The organism is Streptomyces sp. NPDC051662 (assembly GCF_040681655.1).
GTDB lineage: Bacteria > Actinomycetota > Actinomycetes > Streptomycetales > Streptomycetaceae > Streptomyces.
The window spans coordinates 186,816-209,325 of sequence record NZ_JBFAZD010000008.1 but is presented as its reverse complement, the minus strand read 5'-3'; the positions used below and the strand labels follow the sequence as shown (position 1 = coordinate 209,325).

The 22,510-nt window shown below is 70.4% G+C and carries 20 protein-coding genes; 2 read left to right on the top strand and 18 right to left on the bottom strand.

The window, feature by feature from the left end:
- Positions 1-3: 3 nt before the first annotated feature.
- Positions 4-1,281, bottom strand: coding sequence for a GNAT family N-acetyltransferase (locus AB0M67_RS16050; RefSeq protein ID WP_365745980.1), 1,278 nt, complete (start codon positions 1,279-1,281; stop codon positions 4-6).
- Between the two features lie 397 nt (positions 1,282-1,678).
- Between AB0M67_RS16050 and AB0M67_RS16045 the strand changes: the two genes are divergently transcribed.
- On the top strand, positions 1,679-2,416 hold the full coding sequence (locus tag AB0M67_RS16045) for a response regulator transcription factor (protein ID WP_365745979.1): 738 nt from the start codon (positions 1,679-1,681) through the stop codon (positions 2,414-2,416).
- Here the strand turns inward: AB0M67_RS16045 and AB0M67_RS16040 are convergent.
- The 17 genes from AB0M67_RS16040 to AB0M67_RS15960 all read right to left on the bottom strand — a co-directional run bounded on the left by AB0M67_RS16040 (position 2,376) and on the right by AB0M67_RS15960 (position 21,669).
- Entirely contained in the window at positions 2,376-3,305 is a 930-nt protein-coding gene (locus tag AB0M67_RS16040) for an alpha/beta fold hydrolase (protein WP_365745978.1), read from the bottom strand. The two genes, AB0M67_RS16045 and AB0M67_RS16040, sit on opposite strands and share 41 nt — an antisense overlap.
- Positions 3,306-3,347: 42 nt before the next feature.
- Positions 3,348-4,175 (bottom strand): SDR family NAD(P)-dependent oxidoreductase, encoded by an 828-nt coding sequence (locus AB0M67_RS16035; protein WP_365745977.1) that lies wholly within the window; start codon positions 4,173-4,175, stop codon positions 3,348-3,350.
- A gap of 167 nt (positions 4,176-4,342) precedes the next feature.
- The gene (locus AB0M67_RS16030; protein ID WP_365745976.1) at positions 4,343-6,286 is read right to left on the bottom strand and encodes a BTAD domain-containing putative transcriptional regulator; all 1,944 of its coding nucleotides are present in this window, start codon (positions 6,284-6,286) and stop codon (positions 4,343-4,345) included.
- A gap of 124 nt (positions 6,287-6,410) precedes the next feature.
- Positions 6,411-7,112: a hypothetical protein gene (locus AB0M67_RS16025; RefSeq protein ID WP_365745975.1), complete on the bottom strand. Its 702-nt coding sequence runs from the start codon at positions 7,110-7,112 to the stop codon at positions 6,411-6,413.
- 146 nt (positions 7,113-7,258) lie between these two features.
- Entirely contained in the window at positions 7,259-7,942 is a 684-nt protein-coding gene (locus AB0M67_RS16020; RefSeq protein WP_365745974.1) for a hypothetical protein, read from the bottom strand.
- A complete protein-coding gene (locus tag AB0M67_RS16015; protein WP_365745973.1) occupies positions 7,939-9,231 on the bottom strand; it encodes an MFS transporter in 1,293 nt (430 codons plus the stop codon). The genes AB0M67_RS16020 and AB0M67_RS16015 overlap by 4 nt, the downstream gene beginning before the upstream one ends.
- A 38-nt stretch (positions 9,232-9,269) precedes the next feature.
- Entirely contained in the window at positions 9,270-10,034 is a 765-nt protein-coding gene (locus AB0M67_RS16010) for an SDR family oxidoreductase (RefSeq protein WP_365745972.1), read from the bottom strand.
- Between the two features lie 37 nt (positions 10,035-10,071).
- A complete protein-coding gene (locus AB0M67_RS16005; RefSeq protein WP_365745971.1) occupies positions 10,072-12,042 on the bottom strand; it encodes an SDR family oxidoreductase in 1,971 nt (656 codons plus the stop codon).
- A 3-nt stretch (positions 12,043-12,045) separates the two neighbouring features.
- Positions 12,046-12,990: an aromatase/cyclase gene (locus AB0M67_RS16000; protein ID WP_365745970.1), complete on the bottom strand. Its 945-nt coding sequence runs from the start codon at positions 12,988-12,990 to the stop codon at positions 12,046-12,048.
- A gap of 82 nt (positions 12,991-13,072) precedes the next feature.
- Entirely contained in the window at positions 13,073-13,858 is a 786-nt protein-coding gene (gene fabG / locus AB0M67_RS15995; RefSeq protein ID WP_365745969.1) for a 3-oxoacyl-ACP reductase FabG, read from the bottom strand.
- 36 nt (positions 13,859-13,894) lie between these two features.
- A complete protein-coding gene (locus AB0M67_RS15990; RefSeq protein WP_365745968.1) occupies positions 13,895-14,164 on the bottom strand; it encodes an acyl carrier protein in 270 nt (89 codons plus the stop codon).
- Positions 14,165-14,233: 69 nt separating this feature from the next.
- The gene (locus AB0M67_RS15985; RefSeq protein WP_365745967.1) at positions 14,234-15,454 is read right to left on the bottom strand and encodes a ketosynthase chain-length factor; all 1,221 of its coding nucleotides are present in this window, start codon (positions 15,452-15,454) and stop codon (positions 14,234-14,236) included.
- Positions 15,451-16,731 (bottom strand): beta-ketoacyl-[acyl-carrier-protein] synthase family protein, encoded by a 1,281-nt coding sequence (locus tag AB0M67_RS15980; RefSeq protein ID WP_365745966.1) that lies wholly within the window; start codon positions 16,729-16,731, stop codon positions 15,451-15,453. The genes AB0M67_RS15985 and AB0M67_RS15980 overlap by 4 nt, the downstream gene beginning before the upstream one ends.
- Complete coding sequence (locus AB0M67_RS15975; RefSeq protein WP_365745965.1) at positions 16,728-17,054, bottom strand: TcmI family type II polyketide cyclase; 327 nt, start codon at positions 17,052-17,054, stop codon at positions 16,728-16,730. The genes AB0M67_RS15980 and AB0M67_RS15975 overlap by 4 nt, the downstream gene beginning before the upstream one ends.
- A 91-nt stretch (positions 17,055-17,145) precedes the next feature.
- Complete coding sequence (locus tag AB0M67_RS15970) at positions 17,146-18,648, bottom strand: FAD-dependent monooxygenase (RefSeq protein WP_365745964.1); 1,503 nt, start codon at positions 18,646-18,648, stop codon at positions 17,146-17,148.
- Between the two features lie 119 nt (positions 18,649-18,767).
- Positions 18,768-19,808 (bottom strand): methyltransferase, encoded by a 1,041-nt coding sequence (locus tag AB0M67_RS15965; protein WP_365745963.1) that lies wholly within the window; start codon positions 19,806-19,808, stop codon positions 18,768-18,770.
- Between the two features lie 373 nt (positions 19,809-20,181).
- Positions 20,182-21,669 carry a DHA2 family efflux MFS transporter permease subunit gene (locus AB0M67_RS15960; protein ID WP_365745962.1) on the bottom strand — a complete coding sequence of 496 codons (1,488 nt, stop codon included), beginning with the start codon at positions 21,667-21,669 and terminating at the stop codon, positions 20,182-20,184.
- 149 nt (positions 21,670-21,818) lie between these two features.
- On the opposite strand from AB0M67_RS15960, the gene AB0M67_RS15955 reads away from it, so the two are divergent.
- The gene (locus tag AB0M67_RS15955) at positions 21,819-22,487 is read left to right on the top strand and encodes a TetR/AcrR family transcriptional regulator (RefSeq protein WP_365745961.1); all 669 of its coding nucleotides are present in this window, start codon (positions 21,819-21,821) and stop codon (positions 22,485-22,487) included.
- Positions 22,488-22,510 lie beyond the last annotated feature (23 nt).

Genomic DNA, 22,510 nt, shown 5'->3' with positions numbered 1-22,510 from the left:
GGATCACATACGCGCATGGCGCTCGATGTCCTCCCCGAACTCGGTGAGCGCCTGATCGGTGAGTGTGGGCCGGGTCTCGGCGATGGCCGCCAGGAAGTCGTCCGTACAGGCCGGCGCGCCCCGGCGGTCGAGGACCTCGCGTTCGAACGCGGCGTGGGCGCCCTTGCGGGCGGCGAACTCTATATCGGCGGGGGTGAACATCTCGCAGGCCGCGACCAGTTGGCCCAGCTCCACCCCGTCGGCGGCGGGGCCGAGATAGCGCCGCCAGATCGCCTCCCTGGCGACCGGGTCGGGCGGGCCGACCGGTATGACGTAGTCGAACCGGCCCGGGCGCAGAAACGCCGGATCGAGCGACCGGACGGAGTTGGTGGCGCAGATCAGCAGCCGCTCGTCATGGTCGCGGAAGCCGGGGATCAGCTTCAGCAGCTCGTTGGTGACCCCGTGACCGGGATCGACGGCCAGACCGGAGCGGGCGGCGGCGATCTCCTCGACCTCGTCGATGAACAGCAGTACGGTCTCCAGCTCGGCCAGATCCGCGAAAGCGTCGCGCAGCGAGGTGGCCAGGCCCCCGGCACCGGCCGCCGCGAGCCGGGAGGGGAAGAGCTCCACGAACGGCCACTCCAGCCGGGAGGCGACGGCCTTGGCGAAGCTGGTCTTGCCGGTGCCCGGCGGGCCGAAGAGGATGACCGCCTTCGGCGGCGTCACCCCGTACCGGTCGGCGAGCGCGGGTTCGGTCAGCGGCAGTACGATCCGCCGCTCGATGGTCTCCTTCTCCCGCTCCATCCCCGCGAGGGCGCTCCAGAGCCCCTGCGGCATGACCCGACCGCCGAGTTCGGCGAGCAGACCCGCGTCGCACGCGCCGAGATGCTCGATCTTCTCGTAGAAGACGAGTCCTTCGCGCGTCCGGTAGCCGGAGTTCTCCAGCGCGGTGTCTCCGGTGGCGCCCGGGGCGAGCAGCGCGCTGATCCGGCGTACGCCGTGGGTACGCAGGCGCCGCTCCAGCTCGGCGATGAGAGCGCTGCCGATCCCGCGGTGGCGCCACTTAGCGGCGAGCGCCACCAGCGTGATCCAGGCACGCTCGCCCTGGGTCTGCGCCACCGCCATACCCACGAGATCGTCCCCGACCACGGCGACCACGGCGGGCTCGCCGGTCCGGGCCGCGGCCATGACCTCGGAGACCGGGAAGACGGGCGGTGACTCGTCCTGCCGGTCCTGGTCCCAGATCTGGATCGCGCCGTCCAGATCGTCGTCGTGGAAGTCCCGCAATCGCCACGTCGGCATCATCCGCCACCTCACGGGCGGCCCGCCGCACGCCTCGGCGGCGCCCCGGTCATGTGCTTGCCGGACGGCAGCCTCGCTTCCGCCCCTCCTCATTCTCCGCGCCGATCGGACGCCCGTCGAACGGGAGCCTGGCGCCCGGAGCCTGTTCGCCGGCCCGTCCCGGTTCGGCGGATCCTCCGACTACTGCGGTACGGCTTCCGCCGTCAAGGTCAACTTTCGTGCTATCAACCGCGACCCGCCGGGTTGCGCGTGCAACGCTGCAGTGGGCAGAACCTAACGGGGGAAGACGGGGAGGGCCTTGCCCGCTCCGTCGCGTGTACGCACGGCAAGGGCGCCGGCTGCGGTCACCACACCGCCAGGCTGCCCATGGCCCGGCACGCGAACCGCAGGAGACCCTATGCACGCGTCAAGCCCGCTCCCCTCCCACTCCCACCGAGCGCTCTCCCCCCACCTCGACACCCGGGTCCCGGCCGGATCCTGGCGCATCCTCGTGGTCGACAGTGATGAACGGTCCGCGCGGGATCTGGCCCAGAGCCTTCAGCGCCACCGGCACGACGCCCGCGCGGTCACCACCGGGGCGGCCGCCCTCCGTGAGCACTCCGACGCCGATGTGGTGCTTCTCGATCTCGATCTTCCGGACATCGACGGGCTGGAGGTCTGCCGGTCCATCGCCACGACGAGCGACACCGCCGTCCTCGCGGTCACCGCGCACGGCAGCGAACTCGACCGTGTACTGGGCTTACAGGCGGGCGCGGACGACTATGTGGTCAAGCCGTACGGTTTCCGCGAGCTGCTGGCCCGCGTCGACGCCGTGATGCGCCGGGCCCGGCCGAAGCCCGCCGCCATGAGCACACGGGTGGGGCCGTTGTCCATCGAGCGGGCCACGCGGACGGTGGAGCTGCACGGCCGGGTCATCCCCCTCACGCGCAAGGAGTTCGACCTGCTGCACCTGCTCGCGTCCCCGCCGGGCGAGATTGTTCCGCGGCGGAGCATCCTCCAGCGCGTCTGGCACGACACCGACATGACGCGCAGTCGCACGATCGACACACACATCACCAGCCTGCGCAGAAAGCTCGGTTCGCCGGACTGGATACTCACAGTCCGGGGAGTCGGCTTCCGGCTGGGACAGGAGTGAACCGCGCCAGACACTCTTCCAGGAAGGCCAGGACCCGTAGGTGATAGCTCCGGGCCGCCCGCCCCAGGCTGATGTTGTGTCCGGCGCCCGCCAGGTGGTCCGTACGTACGAGAGGCGACGCCAGCCGCGCCGTCATGGCCGCCACCGTCTCCGTGTCGCACCGCCACCATCGTTCGTGTTCGGCGAAGGTGAGGCGCACCGGGACATGGACGGAGCGCGCCACCTCCGGATAGACCCGCGGCCAGTCCGCCATCTCCGCCGCCTCATTGCCGGGGATGGGCGCGACCAGCCGCTGTGCGAGCTGAAAGGTGCCGGGCGGATAGAGGGACAGCGGGCCCCAGTGCAGACCGCGGGTACGGCGGCCGTCGGTCCCGGTGAGGATCCCGGGGTCGACGGCCCAGCGATCGCTGATACCGGAGACATCCACTCCCAGCGGACCGTCACCGCCCCAGCCCGCCGCCGTGGACAGGGCGACCTTCCCGCCCAGCGAGTGGCCGACCAGGAAGAACCCCGCGCCCGGGGGATGGCGCCGCGCGAAGCCGCGCAGCGCCTGCCGTATCCGGGCCCCCTGCTCGTCGAGCCCGGCGCCCTCGGGGGCGCGCGTCGCCGAGCTTCCGTATCCGGGCCGGTCGAGCGCGAGAGCCGCGTACCCGCAGGACGCGGCGAGCGAGAGCAGTGAGGTGGCCGGATCGGCGCGCCCGTGGAAGTACCCCGCGCGCATGCCGCCGCCGTGCAGCGCGACCACCACGGCGCGTGGCGGGGACATGTCGGGAAGGGCCAGCAGCCCGGAGAGGGGGAGACCGCCCGCGTCCAGCTCGACGGCGTGGACGGGGTCACGCACCCGGTCGCCCGGGGCGGACGGGGTCAGGGACGGCGAGAGCTGGGTCATGGGTACTCCACATCGGTCGGCCCCGGCGCGGCTCCGTCACCGTCATCGGGAGAGCAGTTCCCGGGTCTTCTCGTCGAGCCGCCGGGCGTCGTGCACATCGAAGGACTTGTCCGCCAGGCTCATCCGCCGCCCTTCCACGAACGCGCTCACCGGTTCGGCGGGCGGGGCGTCCAGACACCTGACGATCGGTGCGATGCCCTCCTCCACCGATTTCGCCATCCTCTTCAGCATCTCGACATGGCGCCCGGTCGCCTCGTCGTACTCGCCGGAGAAGCTGGTGGAGACACCGCCGGGGTTGAACAGCACATAGCGCGTACGGTCATTGGCGCCGTATCGGTCCGCGAAGGCCACCCCGAGCAGGTCGTTGGCCTTGCCGCCCTGCATCTGCGCCGCGAGTCCGTCGTAGTCCCGCTTCAGCTGGAGGTCCTGCCAGTGGATCTCACCCGTCGGTGAACCCGGTCCCGCCACATTCATGATGACCGGCAGCGGGGCCTTCTCCAGCAGATCGCGCAGACCGTGGCTGAGCAGGAACCGGCTCAAGTAGAAGAGCGCGAGGGTGCTTTCGTGTCCCTCCACCGTCTCCCGCCGCCGGGAAAGGAAGTGCCGCGCGCACAGCACCAGGGCGTCCACGGCGGGGAACTCCTCCGTGATCCACCGGATGACCCGCTCGTTCTCACTGATCAGACTCAGATCGGCCTGGAGGAAGTGGGCCCGGCCGCCCGCACCGATGCCGTCGGCGGTGGCCAGGAAGGATTCCCCCTTCTTCTGGTCGCGTCCGATGATGACGACGGTGTCGCCCCGCCGCAGACAGGTGAGCGCGATGCCCTTCCCCATCCCGTCGGTACCGCCCTGAACCACGATGTGCTTCACCAGGATCCTCCACGTACTCGTCGCCGGACGCGGCGCCGCGTCGGATTCAACTTAGAGATCCCGGGGGGAACTTCGCAACCCGAGCAGACACTTTCTTGAACCAGGTGGTTCATATTTGCAGTCTGGTCGGTAGGTCCGGCCATGGCGGCGACGGTGCCCGGCGCACCTCACGTGGCCAGCCCCGCGAGCAACGCCGGGCCCGGCGGGTTACGGTCACCCGCGCCCGCCGGGCCCGGTGGTTTACGGTCACCCGCGCCGCCCGAGCCGCCCGCGACCTCACGGGGCGACGCGCGCCGGTCCACCCGTCCCCGCTCGCACAGCACCAGCCGGGACAGGACGGGAACGGTGAAGGTCAGTCCCTCGCGGCACTCCTCGATCTCCATGGAGTGGGACGCGACGAGCGACTCCACCAGGCGGTTGAACTCGCCGGTCCACCGGCCGGAGAGCTCCATGGCCCGCAGCAGCTCGTGCTCCCGTACCGGCCGGGGAAGCCGGCACAGCAGGGACAGCAGCTCCCGTTCGGCCGTCGGCAGCCGTTGGTGCGCGGTACCGACGCGGCGGAGGGAGTCCTGCTCGGGCCCCCGGAGAACCGCCAGCCGCCGGCCCTCGTCCCGCGCTCGGTACAGCAGATCGCGTACGAGCAGATCCGTGCGGCCCGCGAGCCGTTCGCCCAACGCCCTTACCGCGAGCGGCAGTCCGTCGTACAGCCGGACCAGCTCCGCCGCCTGGGGGCGCTCCCAGGCGATGCGCCGCGCGCCCGCGGCGCTACCGAGCAGCGCCACCCCCTCGTCCTCGGTCATCCCCTTCAGCTCCACCCGGGTGACGGCACCGGGCAGCCCCTCAAGGCGCCAGCGGGAGGTGACGACCACCGCGCAGTCCGGACTGCTGGGCAGCAGCGGTATCACCTGTTCGGGGGAGCCGGCGTCGTCGAGGACCACCAGCATCCGGCGCTCCGAGGTCCAGCTGCGGAAGAGCCTGGCCAAGTCCTCGACCGCCGGCGGAAGGTGCCGGTCCGGATGTCCCGATGACAGCAGCAGTGAGGTCAGGGCCTCCCGGCTGGAGACCGGAGTGCCGTCGGGGCGGTGCAGGGTCGCGAAGAGCTGGCCGCCCGGATAGTCGCGGCGCAGTTGGTGGGACGCCTCCACGGCCGTCACCGTCTTGCCGGTTCCGACGCCTCCCGTCACCACGACGACACGCACCGCAGGCAGACCGCCCGCCGCCGCGCCGGAGGGGCGGCCCGCCTTGACGATCGCCGCCACCTGCCGGTTCGGACCGATGAAGTCGGCGCTGCGCGGCGGGAGTTCGGCCGGGATCACCGCGCGTACCGTCTCGTCGGCCGCGCCCGCCGCCGTCCGGCGCTCGGGCTGGGGGACATCCTCCAGTACGCCCTGCTGGAGGTCCCGCACCTCCGCCGAGGGCTCCAGACCGAGTTCACCGACCATCGCCGCGCGGAGCCGCTGATAGGCGTCGAGGGCCACCTGCCGGTGCCCCGAGCGCGCCGCGGCACGCATCAGCTGGCTGGTGAGCACCTCGTTGAGGGGATGGTCGAGCGTCAGCCCTTTCAGCTCGCTGAGCAGTTCGCGATGGATCCCCAGCCCCATGTCGGCCTCGATCCGCTGCTCCAGGGCCGCCATCCGGAGATCCTCCAGCCTGGCCTGCTGGGCCGAGAGCAGCGCACCGGTCGCCGTGCCCGAGAAGGCCGGTCCCCGCCACAGCGCGAGGGCCTCGCGGAAGGCGTCCGAGGCAGGACCCGGGCGCCCCTCGCTCAGCGCGGCCCGGCCCAGGGCGGAGAGCTCCTGGAAGCGCCACAGGTCCAACTGCCCCGTGCCGACCCGGATCCGGTATCCGCGCGGCTCGGTCCGCACCCATGGTCCGCCCCCCGCGCCCTCTCTCAGCGCCTTGCGTATGTGGTAGATGTACGTCTGCACCGTCTTCCGCGCGAGCTTCGGGGGAGTGTCGTCCCACAGCTCCTCCACCAGACTCTCCAGCGGAACCACCTGGTTGGCATGGACGAGCAGCAGCGAGAGCACCTGACGGCTCATCGGCGAGGCGGGCTCGCACGGGCCCCGCTCCCCGCGTACCTCCACCGGTCCGAGAATGGAAAAGAGCATGAACTCCCCCGTCTGAGTGTGCAGTTACCACTTGTGGCTTCTGAGGTCGCCGCAGCGCGCCGGCTCGTACCGGCTCGTACCGAGAGAACGGTCGGGCTTCATCAACGGGTTCGGGCGGACGGCGCTACTGTGAGGACACGCTCTGGCCGAGGGGACGCGCGAAGGTGAGACGGTGGGTGTACCGCGCGCCCGCGTCGCCGCCGCCCGCCGCCTCCAGCAGCGGCTGGATCACCTCGTCGATGTGTTCGGCGGCCTCCTTCTCGGACGCCCACTCCGAGAGGACGAGCACACTGCCGTCGTCCAGACCCACATGGAAGTTGGCGGCGATCGCGCCGGGGTACGCCCGTTCCTCCCCCTCCGCCTTCTCCTCGGCGGCCAGCAGACCGTCGATCCACTGCCGCCCGGCCTCCACACCGGCCATCGGGAAGACCGCGGCCGGGAAACACTCGGGCACCGGGGCCGGATCGGTGATGGCGCCCCCGCGCACGACGCGGTAGAGCTGGAACGGCGCGGCCCCCCGGGAGCGGGCACCGGCGACACCCCAGTCCGGCTTCCCGCGTGAGACGCTGCCCTCCCGCCGCAGCGATTCCCGTAGCGCCGCACGGGACAGCCACTGGGCGTAGGTCAGTACGGAGTTGCCGTCCGTGCTCGTGTAGCAGCTGGCGGAGACCAGCTCGGCGGGCCATTCGGCGGACCGCCAGTGCGCGGCGATCGCTTCTGCCACCGCGCGCTGCCGCTCGGCGCCCTCGGCGGTGATCACCTCGACGAGCGCGGCATCGACATCGTCGCGGTCGATCAGCGGCAGGGCATCGGTACGCTGAGACATACTCAACTCCTTGTCAGGAACGAGGCGAAGGTGCCGCGGATTCCATTCTCGGCGGCACGCCGGTCATTTCCAACGGCGTTGGATGAAGGGTTGGACGAGAAAGAACAAGTTTCCGCAGAACTCTCCGGGTAAATGTAAATTCGACGTCAGGAGATCCGCAGCGAGTTCACAGCGGAACCGGACGCGCGCGCACCGATGCTCCGGTGGAGGTGGTAACGCCTGAACCCGATGGGCCGTACCCCCGGGACATCGCCGCTGACCCGCAGGGTCTTCTCCCGCGTCCCGCTGTCGAGGAACGCGAGATGCGCCCCGACCGAGGTCCACTCCGCGTAGTTGAGCACACGAGAGGCGTCCACACTGGTGTGGAAGTTCGCGGAGAGCATGCCGGGCGGCTGCTCGGCCGGTGCTACGTCGAGCACGTCGACCAGCGAGTTCATGACCTGGTCCTGCCGCTCGGCGCCGTCGACATCGAATGTCGCGATGACCACGCATCCGGGAACGCCGGACACACCGGGCGGCACCACGCTCCTGCGCGGCCGGTATTCGACCGCTCCCGCCCCGGCAGGCCCCCGCAGGGAACGCGCGAACGGCCGATAGGAATCGCCGTCGGCGCACTGCGCATAGGTGAGCACGGTGTCCTTCTCCGAGCTGAGAAAGCAACTGAAAGAGAGAATTCCGGCCGGCCACGGAGCACCGCTCCACTCGGCGACGTTCTGTTCCAGTACGGTCAGCGCCTCCTTCTCGCTCCGTACGTACCGTTGACCGACGAAAACGGACTCCACGTCGGTACGCCGGAGATCCGGCCCGGCCAGGGAAATCGGCTCAGTCATTTCCGCTCCCATTCATCCGCGTCCTTCCCGTACTTGTCGCTGGTGATCTCCGCCGCAACCCTTCCCTGAGGGTGGAGTCGGGCGCGTGGTGCGGTGAACGCCGTCAGCAGACCCACCGCGCTGATGGAGGTGATGAGTGCCAGGGCGGGCCGATAGCCCGCGTACTCCGTCAGCAGCAGCGCGACCAGGGGGAGCGTCACCACACCTCCCAGCTGGACGCCCGTCTGGTAGAGGGGCACAGCCGAAGCCCGCTCGGCGGCCGGGATCCCCGCTGTGGCCTGTATGTTCAGCGCCGTGAAGGAGAGCACGAACCCCGCCTCCACCAGCACCAGTGCCGGCAGCACCGCCGACCAGTACGCCTCCGCCGGCGCGCGCCAGAGGAAGTAGGCGCAGCCGAGGAACGGCGCGAGCGCGCCCAGGGCTATCAGCGGGCCGGTGCCCCAGCGGGCGACCAGCCGCCCCGCGAAGGGAACGGTCGCCATCAAGGGCACACACGCCGGGAGCAGCCCCAGCGCACACTGCCAGGGGGACCAGCCCAGGCGCTGCTGGAGCTGAAAGGTGATCAGCAGCAGCAGACCGGCATAGGTGCCGTTGAGGGTGGCCGCGCCGACCGCCGACCGCAGCAGCCGGCCGTCCCGGAGCAGTGCCGGGTCCAGCCGCGGTGTTCGTCCTCCGGCGCCGGCGTCGTGCGGAATGATCCGGGTGGCGAAGAGCAGCAGGGCGAGGGCGATCGGCGCGGGAAACAGGAGAGTCCAGCGCCAGCTCGATTCCAGGAGCGCCGCGGAGAGCAGCAGCCCCGCGGTGAACCCGGTGGCGCCGAACATGGAGTAGACGGAGACCGCCTTGCGCTGCCGCGGTCCGTCGTGGAAGGCCGTGCTGATGATGGCGAGTCCGGTGGGGGCGGTCAGCGCGGCGCAGCAGCCCTTGACCACCCGGGTCGCGATGAGCAGCGACTCGCTGTCGGTCACCCCGCCGACCACCGAGGCGAGGGTGAAGACGGCCATCGCGCCCAGATACGCGCGACGACGGCCGCACAGCGCGGCGATCCTGTTCCCCAGGAGCAGCAGGGCCCCGAACCCGAGGGCGAAGCCACTCATCAACCACTGGACCGCCGGCAGGGACATGTCCATGGCCTCGCCGATGGTGGGCAGGGCCACCAGCACCACGGACACCTCGACGGCGTCCAGGAGCATATTGCCCGACAGGACGCACAGCAGGCCCCACTGCCGGGCACCCCACGGCGCGGAGTCCGCCGCGCCGGGGGTGTTGGCCGTACCGTTCGCTGTCATCTTCCCCGGCCCGTCACCACGCTGTCGGTGTGAGTCCGTCACCACGCCAGCCGCTGACCGGTGGCGGAGCCGTCCTCGCCCAGGAAGACGGCCGTCGGGCCGTCGTCGCCGAGGGTCGCCAGCAGCACGGGGATACGCGCCCCCTGCTCCGGTGTCAGATGACCCCGGTGCCCGTTGAGATCGGTCGAACAGAAGCCGGGGGAAACGGCGTTGACGAGGATCCGCTCCGGGCGCAACTCGTTGGCGTAGGTGATGGTGACGGCGTTCAGCGCGGCCTTCGAGGTGCCGTAGTCCAGCACGGCCGGGTACGTCCCTTTCGGGAACTCCCCGGTGGGGTCGTCCAGCGCAGCCGCGTGGGTCAGGGATCCGACCACACTGCTGACATTGACGATGCGGGCGGCGCTGGAGCGGCGCAGCAGTGGCAGCATCGCGTTGGTGACGGAGATGACACCGAAGACATTGGTCTCATAGGTGCGGCGCACCACACTGGCCGGCGTCCGGCTGGGCGCGCCCACCGGCGCGCCGGTCCCGGCGTTGTTGACCAGGGCGTCCAGCCGGTCCGTCTCCTCCTCGATGCGTTTGGCGGCGAGCGCCACCGAGGACTCGTCCGTGACATCGAGTTGTACGAAGTGGACATCGAGTCCCTCGGCCCGCAGCTCGCGCTCGGCCTTCCTGCCGCGCTCCACGTCCCGGGCGCCCAGATAGACACGCTGGCCCAGCTCGCCGAGGCGCCGGACGACGGCGCGCCCGATTCCCTTGTTGGCGCCGGTGACAAGCGTGATACGGGGGCTGTCGGAGGTCATGCTTCGCTTCCTCTCTCGCGGTGTGCGGACGGCCCGGTCATCCGAGGAGCGTCCCGCCGCTGGCGTCGATGAACGAACCGGTGATCCAGCGGGCCTCGTCGGTGGCCAGGAAGGTCACCACGTCGGCGACATCACCCACGTCCGCCACCCGCTTGAAGGCGGAGACCCGCGCCATCTGCTCCACGGCCTCGGGGATGTCGAAGACCGGTCCGCCGTTGTCGGTGATCCCCGGCGCCACACTGTTGACGGTGATCCCGCGCGGTGCCAGATGCTTCGCCAGATGCAGCGAGATCTGCTCGATGGCCCCCTTGGTCATCGAATAGGCCACCTGCTCGGGGACCGCGGTCCGGGTGAGCGCGGAGGAGATATTGATGACGCGCCCCCCGTCGGGCATGTTCCGCAGGGCCCGCTGGATGATGAGGTACGGAGCCCTGGCGTTCACCGCGAAGTACCGGTCGAGCTGTTCCGGGGTGACGTCCTCGGGGCTGATCCCCTCCGAGCCCGTGACCGCCGCGTTGTTCACCACGATGTCGAGCGCGGTGTCCCCGGTCCGCTCCTTCAGCCCCTGCTCCAGGCCGAGGAAGAGTTCGTGCACATCGCCGGGGACACCGAGTTCGGCGCGGACCGGGAAGGCCCGGCCACCCTCCTTCTCGATCAGTGCGACGGTCTCCCGCGCCGCGTCGTCGTTGGTGGCGTAGTGCACGGCGACCAGGGCGCCTTCGCGGGCCAGCCGTACCGCGGTGGCGCGTCCGATGCCCCGGCTGGAGCCGGTGACCAGCGCCGTCCTGCCAGTGAGCCTGTCCATGGTGGAACTCCCGTGTGCTGAGAGGGGTCGAGTGGTGTCCGCCGCGGGCGGCGGTGCCGGCCGGTCCAGGCCGCTGATCATCCGGGCGAGATGGCGACGGACCACGTCCATACCGAGGAGTTCGCCGCACACCTCCCGGACGCCGTCCACCTCAGGCCCGCCGAACAGCAACAGCGCCTGGGCCTGGATGTTCGTCAGAGTGCGGGCGCCCACGGCGTGGCGCTCGGTGTGGTAGTCGTCCAGGTCACCGTCGGAGGTCCCGCCGGTGATCCGGGCCACGAGGACGCGGCCGAGGCCGGCCGCGTCCTGGAGTCCGAGGTTCAGTGCCTGTCCGCCGACGGGCATCTGGACATGGGCCGCGTCCCCCGCCAGCAGGACCCGGCCCCGGCGGTACTCACGCACCTGACGGCGGGTGTTGTCGAAGCTGTTGAGCCAGACCGCCGTGCCACCGCTGATGTCCTCGCCCGTCACCCGGGCCCACGCCGTCGCGACCTCGGCGAACTCCGGCTCGCGTGTGCGCGGCCCGGGGGTACGGGTCCGGTCGTGCACCATGAGCCGGGTGGTCCCGTCGCCGCGTCGCTGGGCGGTGGCGGTGCCGTGCGCGTACCGCTTCAGACGCCGGCCGGGTATGTCGATGTCCAGCACGTCGGCCCGGAGCATCTCCCGGGTGGCGTCGTCGCCCGTCATCTCGAAGCCCGCGAGCTGCCGTACGGTGCTCCGCTCCCCGTCGCATCCCACCAGATAGGCGGCCGTGAAGCGGTGGGACCTGCCGCCCGGGCCGAACGCCACCACCTCCACCCGGTCGTGGTGCCGCGTCAGTCCGGTGACCACATGGCCCCGGCGTACCACGGCGCCCCGCTCCCTGGCCCACTCCTCCAGAACGGGTTCGAGGCGGCTCTGCAGGCACTCCCACTGACCGGCGTACGGATGCCCGGGGTCCGCCTCGGCGAGATCGAGCGGGATCCCGCCGAAATGGCCGCGTCCGCCGGCCGGCAGGTCCCCCAGCCGGTCGAGGATGCCCCGCTCGGCGAAGATCTGCATGGTTCGGGAGTGGAGGACCGAGGCCCGGGATTCGGCGGTCGGCTCGGACAACTGCTCCAGTACGACGGCCCTGGCGCCGCCGGCGCTCACCTCACCCGCGAGCAGCAGCCCCACGGGACCGGCACCGACGACAAGGACATCGGCGTCCGCTGGGTCGCCCATCCCTCAGCGCCGCGCTTCCGCGAAGGACTTGGCGTGTCCCAGGGTCGCCCGGCTGTTGGCGCCCAGCGCCTCGCGCAAGAAGGTGCGGGCCTGCGGGACACCGGCGTCAGGACCGAGGACCCGTGCGATCGTGTCGGTGTTGATGACCACGGTGTGCTGGGAGGTCACGGTGGTGACACCGTCTTTCTCCTCGTCGAACCGCCAGTAGCCGGTGTGCAGTGTCATCAGAGCGGGCAGTGTGGTCTGCTTGTAGGCGATCCCGTGGTGCGGGAAGCAGACCCTGACCGACTCCGTGGTGTGCGTGGAGCCGTCCTTCGCCACCGTGTCCATGCGCAGGGTCTGGACACCGGGCTCCTTCTCGGTCAGCGAGACGCTGGAGACATGCGGCAGCCGCTCGGTCCACAGCTGGGCCTCGTTGATGAAGTCGTACGCGTCCTTGGCCGAGCCATTGATCCGCACGTTGTCCTCGAAGGACAGCGTCAGCTCCGCGGAGTGGGTGGCGCGCTCCACATTCGCCTTGAGCGACGCGAGTTCGGAACGGCTGTTGCGCTCCACGGCCTCGTCGATCCACGCGAGGCCCGCCGGATCGTCATCGATGGCGCGATAGGAGTGCAGCAGCCGCAGCCGGCACTCCGCGCCCCGCGGCTCGATGATCCACGTACCGCTCATCTCGGCCACGGGGGGCGCGGAGACCTCCTGACTGAAGGTGATACGCAGGCCCACCGGGTCCAGCCGGCGGCGTGATGTCCAGTTCTTGGCCTCGCCGTTGGCCGTGGCCCAGATCCGGATGCGCTCGTCGTCACCGTTCTTCTCCACGTAGTCGACGTACACCGACGGCGGGAAGATCCTGGGCCAGTTCGGCACCTCCGCGAGGAGGCGGTAGACCTCCGGGGCGGGGGCGGACACGGTGATCTCGTGCTCGACTTCGCGGGGCGCCTGCTCGGTCATCTTCATCTCCTTGGCAGTGGTGGGTATGTCGGGATACGGCCGGGGCGCCTCGGCCCGGCCGCGGCGTTGGAGCGGGGCCGGGTCAGAAGTTGCCCAGACCGCCACAGACATTGAGTGCCTGCGCGGTGATCGACGCCGCGGTGTCGGAGGACAGATAGCCGACCAGACCGGCGACCTCCTCGGCGGTGGAGTAGCGGCCGAGCGGGATCTTCGCCGTGAACTTCGCCAGGATCTGCTCCTCGCTCGCCTCGTACGCGGCGGCGTAGCCCTGGCGCACACGCTGCGCCATCGGGGTCTCCACATACCCGGGGCACACCGCGTTGACGGTGATGCCGGTCGGCGCCAGCTCATTGCCGAGCGCCTTGGTGAAGCCGACGACACCGTGCTTGGACGCGGAGTAGGGCGCGCCCAGCACCACACCCTGTTTGCCGGCCGTGGAAGCGATGTTGATGATGCGCCCCCGGGGCTTGTCGCGCATTCCACCGGTGGTCAGCACCTCGCGTGTCACGAGGAAGACGCTGTTCAGGTTGGTGTTGATGACGTCGAACCACAGCTCGTCGGCGATGTCGGCGGTGACCCCGCCGCCACTGCGGCCCGCGTTGTTCACCAGGATGTCGATCGGACCGAAGCGGCCGACGGCCGCCCGGACCAGCTCCTGGATGTCCTCCTTCGAGCCCACGTCCGCGGCCCTGCCGTCCACCTCCAGGCCCTCGCCCTGGAGTTCCTTGACTGTGCGGGTCACGGCGTCCTCGGTGCGCGCGCACACGAAGACCCGATGGCCCTGTCCGGCCAGCAACCGGGTGACGGCGAGTCCGATACCACTGGTGGCACCGGTCACGAGCGCGACCTTGGACATGTCCTGCGTCATGGTGTGTCTCCTGGAATCGGGGTGGCGGGAAGCGGCTCAGACGGCCTGAGCCGTGGTCAGCTGCTGGTTGACGAGAGCGATCAGCGCACGAGGGGTGCGGGCGTCGGCGAAGAGCTCCTCGTCGAGGCTGATCCCGTACTCCCGCTCGATCCGGCCGGCGGTCTCCAGCATCGCCAGGGACTCGTAACCCAGCGCGTCGAACTCCGCGTCGAGGATGTCTCCGTCGAGGTCGACGCCCTCGTCGGCGCCGGCGCCCTCGCGCAGGATGGACTTGAGGTCGTCGATGGTGAACGTGGTCACGGGCATGAGGGGTCCTTCCTCGTCACGCATGGGCAGAGGGAGCCTGTCGGTGTCTTCGGGTTCCGGGTGGCGGGCTCAGTCCCGGTGTGCCCGCACCACCACCGCGGAGTTGAATCCGCCGTAGCCGCGGGCGAGTACCAGCGCGGCACGCACGGGCGTCTCGCGCGTCGTCCCGGTCACCAGATCGATGTCGTAGTGGCAGGAGAGCGAGGAGTTGGTGGTCGGCGGGATCACACCGTCCCTGATGCTGAGGCAGGCGGTGGCCACATCCAGCGGGGCCGCGCCCGAATACAGCCGTCCGGTCATGGTCTTGGGCGCGGTGACAGGCACCGCCCGGGGGCCGAAGACCTTGGTGATCGCCTCGGCCTCGACCCGGTCGAGTTCGGGCACCGCCGCCGCGTCCGCGAACACCACGTCCACCTCGTCGGGCGCCGTACCCGCGTCGGACAGCGCCTGTTCGACGGCTCGTCGCAGCCCCGGACCGCGGTCGCTGCCCGGCGCGGGGTCGAAGGTGGAGGCATGGCCGGCGATCTCGCCGTAGATCTGCCGTGCCCCGCGGGCGCGGGCGTAGTCGGCGTCCTCCAGGATGAGCAGCGCTCCGCCCTCTCCCGGCACATGACCCGCGGCGCCGTCGTCGAAGGGCACATACGCCCGCCCGGGGTCGGTGGCGTGGCTGAGCCGGTCGCTCGCGAGCTGGGCCACCCAGCCCCACGGGCAGATCGAGGCGTCGACGGCCCCGGAGACGATCAGTGGGGTGCCCTTACGGATCTGCCGACGGGCCTGCGCCAGCGCGTCCAGACCGCCGGCCTGGTCGCTGACGACGACCCCGCTGGGACCGCGCATACCGTTGCGGATGGAGATCTGGCCGCTGTTGACCGCGTAGAACCACGCGAAGGACTGGTACGCGCTCACATAGCGACCGCCCTTGCTCCACAGCGCCTGTAGTTCCCGTTGGCCGAACTCGAAGCCGCCGGAGTGGCTGGCCGTGATCACCCCCATGTCGTACTCGGGCAGTGTGTCCGGTACGACCCCCGCGTCCGCCAGCGCCCAGTCGGCGCTGACCAGCGCGATCCTGGTCATCCGGTCGGTCTGCGGCAGCAGTCTGCTGGGCAGATGGTCCTCGGCGACGAACCCCGCTATCTCACCGGCCAGTTGAGCCGGATAGGACGTGGGATCGAACCGGGCGACCCGGCCGATGCCGCCCCGGCCCGCCAGCACGGCCGACCAGTAGGGCTCCAGACCCAGACCGTTGGGCGCCGCCACACCGAGTCCGGTCACCACCGCGGTGGCGTTCACCGTTTCCTCCTGTCGGGCCGGGCCAGCACCACCGCGCTCTGGAAGCCGCCGAAACCACTGCCCACCGACAGCACGGTGTCCGTACGCCGCTCCCTGGCGGTGAGGGGTGTGTAGTCCAGATCGCACTCCGGGTCCGGGGTGTGGAGATTGGCCGTGGGCGGAATGACGTGGTGTTCCATGGCCAGTGCGGAGGCGGCGAGTTCGATGGAGCCGACGGCGCCGAGCGAGTGACCGACCATGGACTTGATGGAGCTGACCGGGGTGCGGTACGCCGCCTCGCCCAGGCTCAGCTTGAAGGCCGCGGTCTCATGGCGGTCGTTCTGCTTGGTGCCCGAGCCATGCGCGTTGATGTAGTCGATGTCCTCCGGGTTGACGCGGGCCTCCGCCATGGCGACGCGGATCGCCTCCGCCATCTCCCTGCCGTCGGGGCGCAGTCCGGTCATGTGGAAGGCGTTGGAGCGCGTCGCGTAGCCGGCCACCTCCGCGTAGACATGGGCGCCGCGCCGCCGGGCGCTCTCCCCGTCCTCCAGGACGAAGACGGCGGCGCCCTCGCCCAGCACGAAGCCGTTGCGGCTCGCGTCGAAGGGCCGCGAGGCGCCTGCGGGATCGTCGTTGCGCGGTGTGGTCGCCTTGATCGCGTCGAAGCAGGCCACGGTGATCGGTGAGATCGGCGCCTCGGTGGCACCGGCGATCATGACGTCCGCCGCGCCCTCCCTGATCACCTCGGTGGCATAGCCGACCGCGTCAAGACCCGATGTGCACCCCGTGGAGACGACCGCGGCCGGCCCCTCGGCGCCCACCGCGCGGGCCACCTCGGCGGCGAAGGAGCTGGGGACCATGTAGTTGTACAGATGCGGTACGGCGTACTCATGGTCGACCAACTCCCGTCGGCCGCCGTCGCTGACCGTCCGGTACTCCTCGTCGAGACCCATGGTGGCGCCCACGGCACTGCCGATGGTCACCCCCATGCGGCCCGGATCCAGTGTGTGGAAGGCCAGCCCGCTGTCGGCCGCCGCCTCGCGGGCCGTGACCACCGCGAGCTGCGCCGCGCGGTCCATGCGCCGGATCTCCTGGGGGCCGAGACCGCACGCCTCGGCGTCGAAGTCCACTTCCGCGGCGACCTGGGAGCGGAAAGGGGAGGGATCGAAGAGCGAGATCCGCCGGGTGGCCGTACGTCCGTCGGTGAGGAGCTGCCAGAACCCCTTCGTCCCCGCTCCGCCCGGTGCCGTGACGCCGATTCCGGTGACGACGACCTCGCGGCCGTGGGCGGCACTCACTCCGCGCTCCAGTGGTAGAAGCGCCGCGCCATCGCGTCGGCGGGGGAGCGCCAGGTGGCCGGGTCGTACGCGTCGATGAACGGCTTGAGGTCCTGGCTGATCCCGACGAACCGCGGGTCCGCCTTGGCCTGTTCGATGCGTTCGTCGCCGTTCTCGCCGTCGAAGTCCTGCAGATGGAAGTAGAGCCCGCGGTACGAGAAGAGCTCGCGCCTGCGCGTTCCCATCAGCTCCGGCATCTCCGTACCGTCGAAGGCGGAGAAGAGCCGGGCCACCTCACCGGCGGAGCCGGGTTCCATCCGGGCGACAATCAACGTGCTGTACATCGTCAACCTCTTTCCGCGCGTGGGCACCGCGCTTGGGTACGAAGGGCGTTGGGTCATACGGCGCGCGTCGGGTCATACGGCGTGTGTCGGGTCAGCTGGCGCGCGTGGGCGCCGTGGCGTGGTGCCGGGCGGGGCCGAACCAGTGCTCCAGGGCCATCGGCAGATCGTGGTGGCTGCCGGGTGCGCTCCAGGCGACATGGCCGTCGGGGCGCAGCAGTACGGCGCTCGTTCCGTCGGGCGCGCCGCCGGGGGAGGCGGCGTTCCGGGGAGCGGCGGTGACCACGTCGACGCGGTCCGTCCACGGGGTCGCGCGCCGCCGCAGCCGCGGGGTGTCCGCCAGGTCGAGCAGCACGCCCCGGCCGGCCCGGAGCAGCTCGGTGCTGGAGGTGAGGGTGCCCTCCCGTGACAGCTCCAGCCGCGGCATCCGCATCCCCAGCAGGGGATGGGGGCCGCCGCCGACGTCGTACCGGATATCCAGTCCGCCCGCCCTGGCCGCGAAATGGCGGGCGACCTCCTCGTACCCCGTCAGCTCGGTCAGGATGTCGCGCAGCGGCTGCACCTCCTCGCTGCCGAGGATGAGCAGGCTCTGGGCGCGGGTGTTGGCGAGCAGCCGGCGGCCGACCTCGTGGCGTTCGGTGTGGTACGTGTCCAGCAGCGCGGGGCCGGCGGTGCCGCGCAGTACGGCCGCGAGTTTCCAGCCCAGGTTCACCGAGTCCTGGACGCTGGTGTTCATCCCCTGCCCGCCGGCCGGGAGATGGATATGGGCGGAGTCACCGGCCAGCAGCACCCGGCCGCGGCGGTACTCGGTGACCTGGCGCGTGGCGTCGCCGAAGGCACTGAGCCATACGGGCTCGCCGTGCGAGATATCGATGCCGGTGAGCCGTTTCCAGGCGTCGGCGACCTCGGCGAAGGCGGGCGGGCCCGTCCTGCGCTGCGGCGGCGCACCGCGTTCGGCGACGATGACGCGGTGGACTCCGTCCCCGAGCCGGGCCGTCATGACCATGCCGTCGGTGACCCGGTCGGCGACCATACGCGGCTCCAGGTCGATGCCCCGGACATCGGCGAGAAGAAGCTCCGTGGTGGCAGGGGTGCCGGGGAAGTCGAAGCCCGCCGCCTTGCGTACGGCGCTACGGCCCCCGTCGCAGCCCACCAGATAACGGGAGCTGAGCACCTGCCGGCCCGCGGGCCCGCGTACCTCCACCCCGATACGGTCACCGTGGTCCGTCAGGCCGGTGAACTCGTGGTCGCGACGGATATCCGCGCCGAGTTCGGTGGCCCAGCTCTCCAGCACGGACTCGGTGGCGGACTGCGGCACGGTCCGTGCGGCCCGGTCACCACCGCCCAGGACGCCGAAGTCCAGGGGAATGCCACCGAAGTGTCCGAGGCCGCTCATCTCGATGTCGCCGAAGCGCGGCAACAGGCCACGCTGGTCGAGGACTTCCACGGTGCGGGGGGTGAGCCCGATGCCCCGGGACTCACCGGTGCGCCGGGGGAGGCGGTCCAGGACCACCACATCGATCCCGGCCAGGCGCAGCTCTCCGGCGAGCATGAGACCCGCCGGCCCCGCTCCCACGACTATGACGGAAGCGTCCATGTTCCTCTCCTCATGTCCTCACTGGCGCATGCTCGGGTGCTTCCCGTACCGGTCGCCCAGGTCCTGTGCTGACCGGGCTGTTCGGCCGGGCGGACTCCAGTGACCACCGCGGCCCGTGCTCAGCTCTTGTGTCCGATGATCAGAACGTCGTCCGGTGTGTCCTCGGGACCGATCGTCTCGGGATGGAAACCGGCTTCCTTGAGCCATGTGTGACAGTCACTGACGGGGTACTCACCGCCACCGGCGGACCATACGAGCATGCTCAGCGCGGCCAGCGTGGCGTAGAGCGGCGGCGCGCTGTTGCTGACCATCGGGTCGTAGACGAGGACCGCGCCCCCCGGCCGGACCGCGTCGTACGCCTTGCGCAGCAGCGTCCGGCGCTCGTCGACACCCCAGTTGTGGAGCACATGACCGAAGATCAGCACATCGGACTCGGGCAGCGGGCCGGCGAAGAAGTCACCACCGTGGAACGAGACCGCTCCATCGTCGCCGAGGGCCGTCATATGGGCGGCGAAGCTCCCCTCCAGCTGCGGCAGATCGAATACCACGCCCTTCAGATGAGGGTGCGTCAGCGCCAGATGATGGGCGACGTTGCCGCGGGCGCCACCGACGTCCACGAACGAGCCGTAGCCGCTCCAGTCGATCTCGTCCAGGCGTCGCAGGAGGGGAGTGTTGAGCGTGTCCATGCTCTCCAGGAACGATTCCGTCGATTCCCTGTCCTGGTAGAGGGTTTCGTAGGGGTTGCCCTCCAGCGCGCCGGGATTCTGCGGGGTGCCCGTGCGCAACGCCGCGCCGAGCCCTTCCCAGGCGGGGTTCAGCTCGCGCTCACAGAACTGGAGATAACCGCCGATGAATTCGGGGCGTCCGCGCACCAGATACCGTTCGGCGGCGGGGGAGTTGCGGAACACACCGTCCTCGGAGGCATGCAGCAGACCCAGCCCGGCGAGCGCCAGAAAGAAGTCACTGGCTCCCGGCATACGGTAGCCGAGTCGTCCGCTCAGTTCCTCGGCGGTGGCCGAGGAGCCGGACAGTTCGGAGAAGAGATCGGACTCCGTCGCGGTAAGCAGAATCTTCGTCTGCCAGAATCCGGTCAACGGTCCCATGACCTGACCGACGGACGGTTCCTGCGACTCCGGATCCGAATTTCCCTGGTCGCTCATGCGAGGCCCCTCCTGGGAGTAGCGGGACGACTCCGAAACCGAACGGATGCCGGTTCGGGTGGACGTTCCTGTGGATCCTCGCAGCGGCCGTCCAAGGAACGACCAAAGGCCGCTCAATGTGAACGCGCAATCACTGAAATGAACAGAACGCAATCAGCCGGAAACGAAAGGGAGTAAAGGGAGTAAGGGGGACGCGGGCACCCTGAAGGCCGGTCCCGCACATGGCGCGGGACCGGCCTTCACTGCCAGGTTTTTCAGTTCGGCATCCTCAGTTCGGCGTCCTCAGTTCGGCATCCTCAGACCCGCGTCTTCGGACCCGCGTCTCTGGATCCGCGTCTCTGGATCCGCGTTCCGCGTTCTCACCCGCGGGCCGTTATTTGCGCGCCATGGCGGAGCCGTCGGCGGACGACGCGTCAGCCGGTGCGTCGGCCGCCGCCGGCCCCGCCGCGGTCGGCGCCTCGGGGCGGCCGGGCAGCAGCGGAGCCGCGGCCAGAATCACCAGGGTGACCGCGAACACGAACCAGTAGGCGCTCCGGAATCCGTCGAAGCCGGTGGAGCCGCCCGCGGCGCCGCTGCCGACGGCCGCCAGGATCAAGGCGATGGAGGCGACCCCGAGCGCTCCGCCGAGCTGGTTGAGGTTGTAGACGACCGAGCTGCCCTGGGGCACCTTCTCCGGCGGCAGCGTCCGGTACAGCGACCCCATGGTCGGCGCGCCGACGCCACCCAGCCCCAGGCCGACGGCGAACGCGGCCAGCACCGACCACACCTCACCGCTGTCCGCGCCGATACGGGTGAGACCGACCGAGGCGAGCGCCGCCACGACCGCTCCGCCCCGTACCAGATTGCGCGCGCCCAGCCGGTCGCTGAGACGTCCGGCGAGAGGCATGGCGAGCGCCGATCCCAGGCCCAGCGGCGCCACCAGCAGTCCGGCCGCGCGGGCGCCGTGTCCGTGCAGCACCTGGTAGTAGAGCGGCAGGGCGAACAGGACCGCGAACGTGGCCAGTCCGACGAGCCCCTGCACGGTCACGCTCGCGGCGAAGCTACGGCTGCTGAACAGCCGGATGTCGATCAGTGGTTCGGTGCGCCGGATACGCAGCGCGTGCAGCACGTACCCGACAAGCAGCGCGACGCCCAGAATCAGCGGGATGAGCACGGAGGGCGTGGCGAACCTGGCGTGCTCGCCCGCCTGCGTGAGGGCGAGCAGGATCGCCGCGAAACCGGGGGCCATCAGCAGGGCGCCGACGACATCGAGACGGGGCCCCGACCCGCGCGCGGCGGGCGGTCCGGCCGGGATCACCCGCAGCGCGAGCAGAACCGCCACGATCCCGATGGGCAGGTTGATGTAGAACATCGAGCGCCAGCCCATGGATTCGAGCATGACCCCGCCCAGTACGGGCCCGAGTACCGGCCCGAGCGACAGGACCACACCCATCATGCCCATCACACGGCCCGCCCGGCTGGGGCCCGCCGCACGGGCGAGGATCACGAGGACCAGCGGGTCGACGACGCCGGCGCCGACACCCTGGACGACCCGGAAGACCACCAGACTCCCCACGTTCCAGGCGAGCGCGGAGGCGAGCGAGCCGACCAGGAACAGTACGAGTCCGAACAGCCAGAGTCTCCTCACGCCGAACCGGCCGACCGCCCAGCTCGTGATGGGGATGGTGACCGTGAGCGCCAGCAGATAGCCGGTCGTCGCCCAGCTGATGGCGCTCAGCGAGGTGTCGAACTCGTCGGCGAGGGTATCGGCCGCGACGGTGACCATGGTGCTGTCGAGGATCCCCATGATCCCGCCCAGCAGGGTCACGCCGATGAGCCGTAACAGTCCGGGATCGAGACGGTCATCGCTGACTTGAGACATCACTTTCCAACTCCGTTAAGAGCGACGCGCGAACATTTTTTGAACCAGGTGGTTCAACATAACGACCCGTCAAGGTCTCTCGCAACTGGCTCGCCCAGAAAGTTGAACCGGTGGGTTCATGTATTGGGGTGGCGCGGTACGATGGCGTCGTGAACGGAGCCAAGACCTCAAACGCGAGCAGACGTGAGGCGCCGCGCGGGCGCATCGACAAGCGGCAGGCGATCCTCGAAGCCGCGTTCAGGACGTTCGCCCGTGAGGGGTACGGACAGTCCTGCGTACGGGAGATCGCGGCCGAGGCGGGCGTGGCCAAGCCCACCATCTACAACCATCTCGGGGACAAGGAGACGCTGTTCCGCGAGGCGATGCTGGCCGCCGTCGGCCGTACGAGCGGCGCGGGGCTCGCGGCGCTCGAACAACTCCGGGAGCCCGACGGCGATGTGCGTCCCATGCTGGAGGAAGCCGGCCACCGCATCCTGAAGAACCACTGCGACTCGGAGTCCCAGGCGCTGCGCTGGCTCCTCAACGCCGAAGCGGCCAGGTTCCCCGACCTGTTGGAGACCATCCAGCGCGAGGGCGCCCAGCGCCTCCACGACGCGCTCGCGGACCGCCTGGCACGCTTCGCGCTCTCCGGGCGCCTGCAGACCAGCGACCCCGACCTGGCCGCCGAGCAGTTCCTCGCACTGCTCACGGGCCCGATGGAGCTGCGCACCCGGCTGGGCACGCGCGAGGTGTCCGACGCCGAACTGCGCGGCGTGGGACGGTCCGCCGTCGATACGTTCCTGCGCGCCTACGCTCCCCGGGCCGTGGACGCGCCGTAGGGCCCGTGGACGCCCCGAAGCCA

Coding starts and splice junctions, on each gene's coding strand:
- AB0M67_RS16050 (WP_365745980.1), bottom strand. CDS start 1,281: ATGCCGACGTGGCGATTGCGGGACTTCCACGACGACGATCTGGACGGC.
- AB0M67_RS16045 (WP_365745979.1), top strand. CDS start 1,679: ATGCACGCGTCAAGCCCGCTCCCCTCCCACTCCCACCGAGCGCTCTCC.
- AB0M67_RS16040 (WP_365745978.1), bottom strand. CDS start 3,305: ATGACCCAGCTCTCGCCGTCCCTGACCCCGTCCGCCCCGGGCGACCGG.
- AB0M67_RS16030 (WP_365745976.1), bottom strand. CDS start 6,286: ATGCTCTTTTCCATTCTCGGACCGGTGGAGGTACGCGGGGAGCGGGGC.
- AB0M67_RS16025 (WP_365745975.1), bottom strand. CDS start 7,112: ATGTCTCAGCGTACCGATGCCCTGCCGCTGATCGACCGCGACGATGTC.
- AB0M67_RS16020 (WP_365745974.1), bottom strand. CDS start 7,942: ATGACTGAGCCGATTTCCCTGGCCGGGCCGGATCTCCGGCGTACCGAC.
- AB0M67_RS16015 (WP_365745973.1), bottom strand. CDS start 9,231: ATGACAGCGAACGGTACGGCCAACACCCCCGGCGCGGCGGACTCCGCG.
- AB0M67_RS16010 (WP_365745972.1), bottom strand. CDS start 10,034: ATGACCTCCGACAGCCCCCGTATCACGCTTGTCACCGGCGCCAACAAG.
- AB0M67_RS16005 (WP_365745971.1), bottom strand. CDS start 12,042: ATGGGCGACCCAGCGGACGCCGATGTCCTTGTCGTCGGTGCCGGTCCC.
- AB0M67_RS16000 (WP_365745970.1), bottom strand. CDS start 12,990: ATGACCGAGCAGGCGCCCCGCGAAGTCGAGCACGAGATCACCGTGTCC.
- fabG (WP_365745969.1), bottom strand. CDS start 13,858: ATGACGCAGGACATGTCCAAGGTCGCGCTCGTGACCGGTGCCACCAGT.
- AB0M67_RS15990 (WP_365745968.1), bottom strand. CDS start 14,164: ATGCCCGTGACCACGTTCACCATCGACGACCTCAAGTCCATCCTGCGC.
- AB0M67_RS15975 (WP_365745965.1), bottom strand. CDS start 17,054: ATGTACAGCACGTTGATTGTCGCCCGGATGGAACCCGGCTCCGCCGGT.
- AB0M67_RS15970 (WP_365745964.1), bottom strand. CDS start 18,648: ATGGACGCTTCCGTCATAGTCGTGGGAGCGGGGCCGGCGGGTCTCATG.
- AB0M67_RS15965 (WP_365745963.1), bottom strand. CDS start 19,808: ATGAGCGACCAGGGAAATTCGGATCCGGAGTCGCAGGAACCGTCCGTC.
- AB0M67_RS15960 (WP_365745962.1), bottom strand. CDS start 21,669: ATGTCTCAAGTCAGCGATGACCGTCTCGATCCCGGACTGTTACGGCTC.